This window comes from Actinophytocola sp. (assembly GCF_035712165.1).
GTDB lineage: Bacteria > Actinomycetota > Actinomycetes > Mycobacteriales > Pseudonocardiaceae > DASYTH01.
The window spans coordinates 23,106-33,733 of the sequence record NZ_DASTBH010000279.1 but is presented as its reverse complement, the minus strand read 5'-3'; the positions used below and the strand labels follow the sequence as shown (position 1 = coordinate 33,733).

4 protein-coding genes and 1 pseudogene are annotated in these 10,628 nt (G+C 72.1%); 3 read left to right on the top strand and 2 right to left on the bottom strand.

The window, feature by feature from the left end:
- Window positions 1-219, top strand: a pseudogene (locus tag VFO68_RS15850) (transcriptional regulator); the annotation flags it as partial.
- A 10-nt stretch (window positions 220-229) separates the two neighbouring features.
- Here VFO68_RS15850 and VFO68_RS15845 read toward each other — a convergent pair.
- Window positions 230-1,237, bottom strand: coding sequence for a LacI family DNA-binding transcriptional regulator (locus VFO68_RS15845; RefSeq protein WP_325159055.1), 1,008 nt, complete (start codon window positions 1,235-1,237; stop codon window positions 230-232).
- 101 nt (window positions 1,238-1,338) lie between these two features.
- Between VFO68_RS15845 and VFO68_RS15840 the strand changes: the two genes are divergently transcribed.
- Both VFO68_RS15840 and VFO68_RS15835 read left to right on the top strand, forming a co-directional pair.
- The gene (locus tag VFO68_RS15840; RefSeq protein WP_325159054.1) at window positions 1,339-5,175 is read left to right on the top strand and encodes a discoidin domain-containing protein; all 3,837 of its coding nucleotides are present in this window, start codon (window positions 1,339-1,341) and stop codon (window positions 5,173-5,175) included.
- Window positions 5,176-5,212: 37 nt separating this feature from the next.
- On the top strand, window positions 5,213-6,058 hold the full coding sequence (locus tag VFO68_RS15835; protein WP_325159053.1) for a hypothetical protein: 846 nt from the start codon (window positions 5,213-5,215) through the stop codon (window positions 6,056-6,058).
- 3 nt (window positions 6,059-6,061) lie between these two features.
- Here the strand turns inward: VFO68_RS15835 and VFO68_RS15830 are convergent, their stop codons facing one another.
- On the bottom strand, window positions 6,062-10,519 hold the full coding sequence (locus VFO68_RS15830) for an AAA domain-containing protein (protein ID WP_325159052.1): 4,458 nt from the start codon (window positions 10,517-10,519) through the stop codon (window positions 6,062-6,064).
- Window positions 10,520-10,628: the final 109 nt, after the last annotated feature.

Genomic DNA, 10,628 nt, shown 5'->3' with positions numbered 1-10,628 from the left:
GGCCGGCTCGGCTTCGAACCCACCCGGCCGACACCCACCTGCGTCCGGCTGCGCAACTGCCCGTTCCACCCGCTGGCCGCCAAGGCGCCCGAGTTGGTGTGCGGCATCAACCACGCCTACCTGGGCGGGTTCCTGGCCGGGCTGCACGCCACCACCGTCGACGCGGTGCTCGCGCCGCGCCCCGGCGAGTGCTGCGTGGAACTGCGGCCAAGCGCCTGACCGGGCTGTGTCAGGCGGTGGAACTGCGCACCACCAGGCGGCAGGGTTGGCGCAGGACGCCGGAGCGGGGGCGGCCGTCGAGGGCGGCGAAGAGGTGCTCGACGGCGGTGGCGCCCAGTTCCTGCAGGTTGAGGTCGACGGTGGTCAGCGGCGGGCGGCAGTCGGCGGCGAAGATCTCCCAGTTGTCGTAGCCGACGATCGCGATGTCCTCGGGGATGCGGCGGCCGAGGTCGGTCAGGGTCTGCGCGACGCCGGTGCCGATCTGGTCGTTGCCGCAGAAGATCGCGTCGACCCGGCGGTGCGCGGCCAGCACGGCCCGGGCGGCTCGCCGGCCCCAGGCCTGGGACCACTCGCCGTACCGGGGCGCACCGGTCAGGCGCAGGCCGGCCTCGGCCAGCACGGTCTCCAGCGCGCTGACCCGGTCCCGCGCCGCGCGGTAGCTCGCCGGGCCGGTGATGTGCGCGATGTACTTGCGGCCGAGGGAAACCAGGTGTTCGGCGGCGAGCCGGGCGCCGCCCGCGTCGTCGGCGAGGATGGACAGGTCGGCCGGATCGTCGGACTCGCAGTAGACGTAGACCACCGGCACCGGGATGTCCGCGGTGAGCGAGGGCCGGATGTCGTTGCTGTCGCCCAGGACGATGAACCCGTCGACCTGGCGGGCCAGCAGGGTGCGGATGTAGTGCCGGCGGCGGATCGCGTCGCCGCGGGCGTCGCAGAGCAGCACCGACATCTGCTCGTTGCCCAGGGCGTTCTCCACGCCGAGCAGGATCGGGATGGCGAACCGGCCGGCCAGTTCGTCGGTGAGCAGGCCGACCGTGCGGGTACGTCCGGAGATCAGGCCCCGGGCCAGGATGTTCGGCTGGAACGACAGCTTCTCGGCCGCTTCCAGCACCCGGCTCCGGGTCGCCGCCGCCACCTCGTCGCGCCCGTTGAGTGCCTTGGACGCGGTGGCCACCGACACGCCGGCCAGCGCGGCCACGTCGGTGAGCGTGACCGCCTGGGTCCGTTGCCGGGTCACCGGGAGTCCTTTCGGCGCTACTTTCGGCTATTGACACCACTCTAACCGCGCGCCTACGGTCGAATTGCCGAAAACGTTTTCGGCCTCTTGAGGTGACGCAGATGCCGATCATCCGGAGGCTGATGGCCTCCCTGCTGACCAACGTTCTCGCCGCCGGGGCGCTGACCGCGCTCGCGCTGCCCGCCCGGGCGGAGCAGACCATCGGGTACCCGGTGTTCACCGGTCCGGCGCTGCCGGCCGAGCCGGTCGGCTACACGCCCGGCAACATGATGCGGGCGATCTACGACCGGGAGGCCGCCGGCACCGACTTCTGGATGGACCGGCTGCTGGCCCGATCCGGCCCGGACCCGGCCGGGAACTGGCTGATGACCCGGGGCCGAACCGTCTACATGCGACAGCACAGCAACGCGGTGATCGGCTTCGGCGGCCGGGTCGCCTACTACAACGAGTTCTTCGACAGCTTCACCAACCAGGGCGCCTACACGATCACGATCGGAACCGGCGGGTTCGCCGAGCAGCCGGCGCAGCGGTTACAGAACCCGAGCCACTGGCGCGGCAGCTATCTCAACGCCGGCCTGGGTGTCCGCGCGGACGTGCGCAAGTTCATCACGCAGGAGAACGTGGCCGTCACCCTCGTGTCGATCACCAACACCTCGGCGGCCGCCCAGACCCTGCCGCTGACCGTGACCTCGCCGCTGGCGGCGAGCCCGGACGGCGCCGAGTTGACCGGGGTGCACGACGTGCTCAACTCCCGGGGCGAGCGGCTCACCACGGTGTTCCCCCGGCTGTCCGGGCAGGGGCTGTCCCCGCGCGACGGCCAGCTTGCCGGCACCGTCACCGTCGAGAGTGGACAGACGGTCACCGTCAAGGTGCAGCTCGGGTTCCCGGCGGAGGAGATCCCGGAGGCGCGCGCCGGCTACGACGCCTACCGCGCGCTGTCCCCGGACGACGCGTTCGCCCGGCACGTGCGGGCCTACAACCGGTGGTGGGCGGACAACGTGCCCTACATCGACGTTCCCGAACCGGGCATCAAGAAGTACGTCTACTACCGCTGGTGGCTGATGCGCTTCAACTACCTCGACGCCGACATCCCGGGCAACGACTTCCAGTTCCCCACCTCGATCGAGGGCGTGCTCGGCTACAACAACGCGATCGCGCTCACCGTGCCGATGTTCATCGACGACCTGAAGTACCTGCGGGACCCGATGTACTCCTACGGGCCGTGGGTGTCCACCGGTGAGTCCTCGCGCGGCGGGCGGTTCATGGACAACCCGGGCGACCCGGAGAACTGGAGCAACAGCTACACCCAGTACATCGCCGAGGCCGCCTGGCGCAGCTACCAGATCCACGGCGGGCAGCCGCGGATCGCGGCGAACCTGGCCCGCTACGCCGAGGGCGACGTCAAGGGCCAACTCGACTTCTACGACCACGACCACAACGGCCTGATCGAGTACGACTGGGGCGCGCTGACCGGCAACGACGCCGACGCGGTCTCCTTCGACTGGCGGCCGGGCAACCTCGACCGCACCGAGTCCGCCTACCAGTACAGCGGCGCGCTGGCCGCCGCCCGCGCCTACGAGACCATCGGCGACACCGCGAAAGCGGCGGAGCTGCGGGCGCTGGCCGAGCGGATCCGCACCGCGATCCTGACCGTGCTGTGGAACCCGCAGCGCGAACTGTTCGAGCACCGGCACGTCGCCACCAACGAGCACGACCCGTGGAAGGAGATCAACAACTACTACCCGTTCTCGGTCGGCGCGATCCCCAACCAGCAGCCGTACACCAACGCGTTGCGGCTGTTCGCCGACCCGGCGCAGTACCCGGTGTTCCCGTTCTACACGGCCAACCAGGCGGACAAGGCACAGGCGGCCGAGGCCGGGTTCCCCGGCTCCAACAACTTCTCCCAGATCAACTCCACGGTGCAGTTCCGGCTGTTCTCCTCGGTGCTGCGCGGCTACGACACCGACGCGATCACCACCGAGGACTACAAGAAGCTGCTGTACTGGAACGCCTGGGCCGGGTTCGTCCGCGGTGACACGGCGTTTCCGGACTCCAACGAGTTCTGGTTCAACTGGAACCCGGCCGCCCAGACCATCGACGGCCGGTCCGGCATCCACCACACCATCCTGGGCAGCAGCAACTGGACGGTGATCGAGGACGTGGCCGGGCTGCGGCCGCGGGACGACAACCGGCTGGAGCTCTCGCCGATCGGCATCGGCTGGGACCACTTCACGGTCAACAACCTGCGCTACCGCAACAGCGACCTGACCATCGTGTGGGACGACCCGGCCGACGGGATCGCCCGCTACCCCGGCATTCCGGAGGGCTACTCGGCCTACGTCGACGGCCGGCGGGCGTTCACCGTGGACCGGCTCACCCAGCTGGTGTGGGATCCGGACCGGGGCCGGCTGGACTTCCCGGACGAGCCCGGCCGGGTCGGGCACACCCGCAAGTTCCGTGACATGGTGGCGCCGGTTGAGGTGCGGTTGACCGGAGACCGGCTGGTCGACCTGTTCGCCAAGGCCGGTGCGGACCTCACCCGGGACGGCGACGCGGCCGATCTCGCCCTCGGCGCGAACGTGTCGGCCTCGTTCACCGAGCCCGGGTTCGAGCCGCGCGGCGCCGTGGACGGCGCGACGATCAACGAGCCGTACTGGAGCAGCCGGGGTTCGCCCAACGCCGAGGACACCTTCGAGGTCGACCTCGGGCGCAACCGCCGGCTGGACACCGTCCGGCTGTACTTCTACCGGGACCGCGTGCCCGGCGGGCTGGCCGAGCCGGCGATGTACCGGGTCCAGTACCGCGACCGGGGGCGGTGGGTGGACGTGCCCCGGGCCAACCGCGCGCCGGCCATCCCGAGGGCCAACTACAACGAGGTGCGGTTCGACGACGTCCGCACCGACCGGATCCGCGTGGTGCTCACCCATCAGGCCGGGCAGCGCACCGGGCTCAAGGAGATCCAGGCGCTGCGCACCGGCGACCGGGTGCCCCGGCCCGCCAACGCGGCGCCCTACGTGCTCGCCAAGCAGGACCTCGGCTTCCGGCGACCGGCGAAAGCCCGGCTGGTCGGGGTGGTCAAGGACGACGCCCTGCCCCGCGCCACCCTGACCGCGCGCTGGTCGCAGGTGGACGGTCCGGGCACCGCGATCTTCACCGATCCGGGTGCGGCGGCCACCGTCGTCACGTTCACCGAGCCGGGCCGCTACACGTTGCGGCTCACCGCCACCGACGGCGCCGCGACCAGTTCTTCGACGGCTTCGGTTGTGGCGACGGCGATCCCGGAGGTGACCAACGTGTCGCTGGACGGCACGCCGTCGGCGTCCTACACCTCGCCCTGGGAGAGCGTTGGGGCGATCAACGACGGGATCGACCCGCCGTCGTCCAACGACGGCGTCAACCGGCGCTGGGGCACCTGGCCCAACGAGGGCGAACAGTGGGTCCAGTTGGACTGGGCGGCGCCGGTCCGGGTCAACGCCTCGGACCTGTACTTCTTCGACGACAACGGGGGAGTGCGGGCGCCGGCGTCCTGGCGGATCCAGTACTGGGACGGCAGCGCGTTCGTCGACCTGGCCGATCCCAGCGGCTACGGCACCGCGACCAACCAGTACAACCGGACCACGTTCGGCAGCGTGACCACGACCCGGATGCGGGCCGTGCTGCAGAGCGGTGCCGCCTCGGTCGGGGTGCTGGAGTGGAAGCTGCACGCCGAGCCCGCCACGGCCGTCCAACCGGTCACGGTGACCACGCCGGTCGGGCAGATACCGGCGCTGCCCGGCACGGTGACCAAGGTCTACGCCGACGGGACCACCGCGCCCGCCCCGGTGGTCTGGGAGCCGGTCACCCCGGACCAGGTGGCGGCGCCGGGCACCTTCACCCGGGTCGGCATCGTCGACGGCACCCCGTTGCGCGCCACCGCGACGGTCACCGTGCTGCCCTGAGTGTTCCGGGGGATCTCGCACAGGAAGGGAGAAGGGGATGTTGTCGAAACTGGGTGTGCTGCTGGCCGGGGTCGCCGCCGCGCTGTCCGTGGTGTCCGCGCCGGGCACGGCGCGGGCCGACGCGTCCATCCAGGCCTGGAACCCGCCGGCGAACCTGGTGCAACCGCTGGACGAGGTGTGGCGGCACGTGGAGACCACCTATCCGAACCTCTTCGGGTTCCGCAACTACGGGTGGGACCAGATCATGGCCAACCGCGGGTTCGTCAACTACTGCGTCCGGTGGGACTCCAGCGCTCCGGTGTCCGCGGCGCTGCGGGACCGGATCCACGCCGCGCTGTCGCGCCAGTTCGCCAAGTGGATGAGCGTGCTGGTGGAGAACGGTCAGGGCTGGGAGCGTTGGCCGTATCCCACCGTGCCGGTCCGGGTGGTCGGCTGGGCGGTGCGCGACCGCAGCACTCTGCAGTGGACGGACAACTCGGTCGACATCTATGTCAACGACATCCGGGAGAACGCGCCCCAGTGCCGGGCCGACTGTGGCCGGTTCTTCCATCAGGACGGCAACTACTCGCGCTGCCCGGGCGGCGCGGCGCGGCACTACGACATGTCGCTGTGGCTCACGGCCGGGTTCCGCGGCGGCGCCGGCGGCGACTGGGGTCAGCGGGTCGGCAGCGAGTACTTCGTCGGTGCGCTCAACTCCGAGAACATCCACATCTACCTGCACGAGGTCGGCCACACCTTCGGCCTGGACGACTTCTACGACTGGACGCCGACCGGGGTGTGCTGCTTCGTCATGAAAGCCGGCAGCGCCACACAGATCACCACCTTCGACGCCTGGATGCTCCGGGACTGGTGGCGCCACCTCAAGAGCCGCTACGGCCTGTGAACCCTACGGGTGCGGTGGCTCCAGCTGGCGCGGCTGGATGTCGAGGTCGCGCAGGGTGGTGAGCAGGTCGTCGTAGACGGCGGCGGTGTTGATGTAGAAGGCGGACTCGCGGATCAGGAAGAACTGCCAGCCGCAGCGTTCGAGGTCGCGGCGCTGGGCCAGGCGGCGTTCGTAGGACTCGCGGCCCAGCCAGGTGTCGCCGTCGCATTCGATGGCCAGGCGGGACTTCGCGCCCACGACGACCAGGTCGAGGGGGTGCGGTTCACCGGGGAAGCGCGGCACGACCGTGTAGCCGCCCTCGACCAGGCGGTTCGCCAGGCGCTGCTGGAAGAGTGAACCGAACGGGTCGACCAGGCGGTCCTCGGGGACCGGGCCGGGCAGGCCGCGGCCGTCGCCCCGGCGCCGCCGGGCGATCATGTCGTAGCAGTAGTCGACCAGTTGGAACCGCATGTCCTCGGCGTGGTCCAGGTCGGTCCGGGACACCGAGTGGAACAACCACATCTGGTCCCGGGCCCGGGATGCCGCGACGTTGTACCGCTGGACGAACAGGTCGCGGCCGAGCACGGCCAGCCGCTGGCCCGCTCGGGGCGCGACCACCATCGACAGGAACATCACGTCCCGCTCCGCGCCCTGGAACGCCGCCGAGTCGCCGCACTGCAGCCGGCGCGCCGCCCAGTCCTCCGGCGCGATCCGCTCCAGCAGCCGCTTCTCGATCGCCTTGGCCTGCGCCGAGCCGAGCAGCGAGATCACGCCGAAGCTCAGCCCGTCGTAGCGCGGGTCGGCCAGGCACTTCTCCAACTGTTCGACGATCGCCTCGACCTCGACCGGGTTGACCTTGTTCGCGGTGCCTTCGACGTAACCGTCCGGCAGGTGCACCGCCATCACCGGTTCGAGCCGGTCGGACCCGTACTGCCGCACCGGCAGCAGCCGGATGCCGTCCGGCTCGTAGGCGACCCGGTTGGAGAAGCCGATGATCTCGGGAACGCACCGGCGGTGCTCGGTGAGCGTGAGCAGTCCCCGGTAGCGCATCTTGGCCTCGTCGAACAGGCTGCGCTGCGGGTCCTGCCAGGCGGACCGGTACGGGTCGTCGGCCAGGTACTGCCCGGCCAGGTCGCGCAGCCGCTGCTGGTCGACGCCGACGGCGGTGGGGGAGACCTGCTTGTCGTCGCCGATCACCACCATCTTCGGCGCCAGGTACTGCAGGAACGTCGCCTCCAGGCCGGCCTGCGACGCCTCGTCCACGATCACCACGTCGAACATGTTCTGCCGGATCTGCAACTGCTCGGCGATCCGGTAGATCGGCATGATCCACACCGGCACGGCCGAGCGGCAGGCGTCCATCGCGGCGCGCACCTCGGCCCGGCGCTGCCCGGCGTAGCGGCCGGTGCCCTTGCCGAGCCGCCGCACCAGATAGGCGTAGTGCTCCAGGTTGGCCCGGGCCTCGCCGGTGAGCCGGTCCGGCGACACGGCATGCCCCCAGGCCCGGGTGGCGGCCAACGTCTCGACCTGACGCCGGATCCGCTCCTCGGTGAGCGCGATCCGCGCCTGCAGCGCGTTGACGTCGGTGACGGTCTGCGCCAGCACCCAGGCGCAGGTGCCCGCCCACCGCCAGGCCGCGGTGAACCCCGCCAGCCGGGAAACCCACTGCGGGTCAAGGGGATCGGCCTCGATCGCGGCACGCAGCCCGGCGGCGCCGGACAGCCGGGCGGCCAGTTCGTCGCGGCGCAGCGCCAGCCGCCGCACCTCGGTCAGCCGGGCCAGGCGCTGGTACGCCGCCGCGTAGGAATCGTGGTCCCGGGCGCGCGCGGCGGCGAGCAAGGCCCGGACGCACGAGGCGGCGTCCGCCCACCTGGCCGTGTCGGCGAGCGTGTCCTCCAGACGCCGCAACGGTTCCGCGGCCGCGCCGGCCGCGTCCGCCACGGCCGCGGCGTTGACCAGGTCGGCGTAACCGCGCACCGCGTCCAGGTCCGTCCAGTCCGGGCGGGGCAGGCCAAGGCCGGCCAGCCCGCGCTCCTCGCCGTCCAGCGCGTCGGCCAGCCGCAGCACCCGGTGCAGCTGCGCCAGTTCGGTGACGTGCCACTGCAACCGCTCGTGCGGCGAGCCGGTCGCCGGCGTGACCGCGCCGTCCGGCCAGGCGCGGTCCAGCGCGGCCAGGGTCTTGCCGGCCTCGGCCCAGGTGAGGAACGCGCCGACGGCGGCGGCGGTGCTGGGCGGCAGCCCGTCCACCCGGACCCGGTCGAACACCGGCGCCGCCTGCTTGACCGGTTTCGGGGCCAGCGCACCGAGTTTGGGCATCCCGTCCGGTCCGGTGCGCAGCGTGCCGCCGCCCCGCAGGTGCGCGTAGAGCGCGTTGGCCGGGCCGGTCAGCGGCTCCACCGGGCCGTCCACCTCGATCCGGACCAGCGGACCGAGTTGGGTCACCAGGGCCGAGCACCGCGCGATCAGCTCGCCGAGTTGCCGCCCCCGGCCCTGCCAGATGCCGGCCCGGCCGGTGCGTACGTCGGTGAGCGCCTGGTCCATCCAGCTTTCCCGCCGGTGGGCCAGGTCGTCGGCCTCGGCGCTGAGCCGGTGCAGGCGCAGCCGGACCTCGTCCCGGACCGCCGGGTCGAGCCGGCGGATGGCGTCGAACGCGGGATGTGCCCGCACCGCGGCGTGTTCGGCGTCGGCGCCGGTGGCGGCGCGCTCCGCGGTCGCGAGGTCGGCGAACGCCGCCGGGTCCGGCAGGTCGTTCGGATCGGGCAACCGCAGCCGGGACTCCGGCTCGTCGGCGCGCAGGTCGCCGTCGGTGAGGTAGCCGTGCCATTCGGCGACCTCGGCGTCGGACAGGGGCGGCTCCTGCTCCGGCGGGACCGCGAGGTGCTCGGCCAGCCACGCGTACCGGACCGCGTCGGCGCGCAGCTGCCAGGCGATGGCGGCCAGCGAACCCCGGTAGCCGGCGTGCTCGCGCTCGACCACCTCCTGTTCCCGGGCCTGCACCAGGTTCTGGTACAGGCCGAGGCGTTCCAGGCGCAGCCGGTCGATCGTGTCCAGGCAGCCGGCGATGGTCGCGTCGGCCCGCACCGGGTCGTGCTCGGTCGCGGCGGCCGCGATCCGGCCGACCGCCACCTTCAGGTCGGACATGTCCTCGCGGGAGCTGCCGACCACGGCCACGGACAGCGGCTTGATCTCGGTGGGCAGCTTGTCCCGCACCTCGCGCAGCGCCCGGTCGGTGTGCGCGGTCACCAGCACCCGCTTGCCCTGGGCGAGCAGGTGGGAGATCAGCGCCGCGGCGGTGTGTGTCTTGCCGGTGCCGGGCGGGCCCTGCACCAGCGTCTGCGCCTTGGTGTCCACCTGCCGCAGGATCTGCAACTGCACGTCGTTGACCGGCAGCGGCAGGAACGGGTCGCCGTCCACCATGACCAGGGCGCCCTCGGCGGTGTCCCGGTCCACCCGGGGGGTGTGCCGGGGATCGATCAGCGGCAGCAACCCGTCCGGCACCTCGCCGGTCTCGGTGAGCTGGTCGAGGATGGTCTGGAAGATCTCGACCAGGCCCCGCTGCGAGCGCCGGCGCAGGATCACGGCCGGGGCGAAGGCCGCCACGGCGTGCGAGGCGGGGCCTGGCGGCTCGTCGGTGTCCCGGTACTCGCCGTCGGCGTCCAGGGTGTGCACCAGCCGGCGGACCAGCGCGCCGATCTCGGTGCGGTGCAGCGGGTGGAACTCGAACGTCCGGGCCTGGGCGCGGATCTCGTTGAGATGCTTGGGGTTGGCCACCACGCCGGGGTCGAGCATGTCCAGCTCGACATCGACCGCGTCGGTGGACTCCACCCGGTGCACGGTCAGCCGGCCGGTGTCGTCGTCGAACTGGATCGTGGCCGGCGCGGTCAGCAGATGCCGCCGCACGGCCGGGTGTCCGGGCGGCGTCCAGGCCAGGCAACCCACCCCGGCGACCAGTTCCAGGTCCTCCGGGTTGCCGGACGCGGTGACGTAGGCGGAGAACAGCTCGCCGTAGGCGGCGCGGACGGGCCGGTCGAGCCGTTCCTGGTCGGCCCACGCCCGCCACCGCGGCAGCCAGCGGCGGTAGGTCTCGTGCACGTCGGCCGGCGCCTCCAGGGTGTCGCCGCCGTCCTCGGTGGCCATGGTCGGGCGGAGCTCGGGCGGGACGTCCGGGTCGTCCAGCGCTCCGGACAGCCACGGGCCGAGCGCGTCGGCGGGTGCCGGCGGGTCCGGCCGGGCCACCCGGTCGATGGTGAGCAGCGGCTCGTCCGGCTCGGGGTCGTCGGTGCGGTGCACCGCGCTCACCGCCGGATGCCGGGGCAGGTCGGCCAGCCACAGCACCGCGCCGTCCCGCTGGTAGCTCTCCACCGCCCGGGGCGGCAGGCTCTTGAGCTGCTGGGCCCGCCCGAGAAACTCGAACAGCCGCTTGGCCCGCTCGATCAGCGGGTTCGGGGTCGCGACATCCTCCCCAGAGGCATCGTCAGCCACACGGTCTCCCTGCCCACGCCGTTGCTCCATCCGAGTGTCCCGCACCCGCCCGTCCCCGGCACGCGAATGGGAACACGCCATCCGTTCGGCCCTCGCCGGGCCACGCGGT

Excerpts from the sequence above, each read along its gene's own strand:
- VFO68_RS15835 (WP_325159053.1), top strand. The coding sequence starts at position 5,213 with ATGTTGTCGAAACTGGGTGTGCTGCTGGCCGGGGTCGCCGCCGCGCTG.
- VFO68_RS15840 (WP_325159054.1), top strand. The coding sequence starts at position 1,339 with ATGCCGATCATCCGGAGGCTGATGGCCTCCCTGCTGACCAACGTTCTC.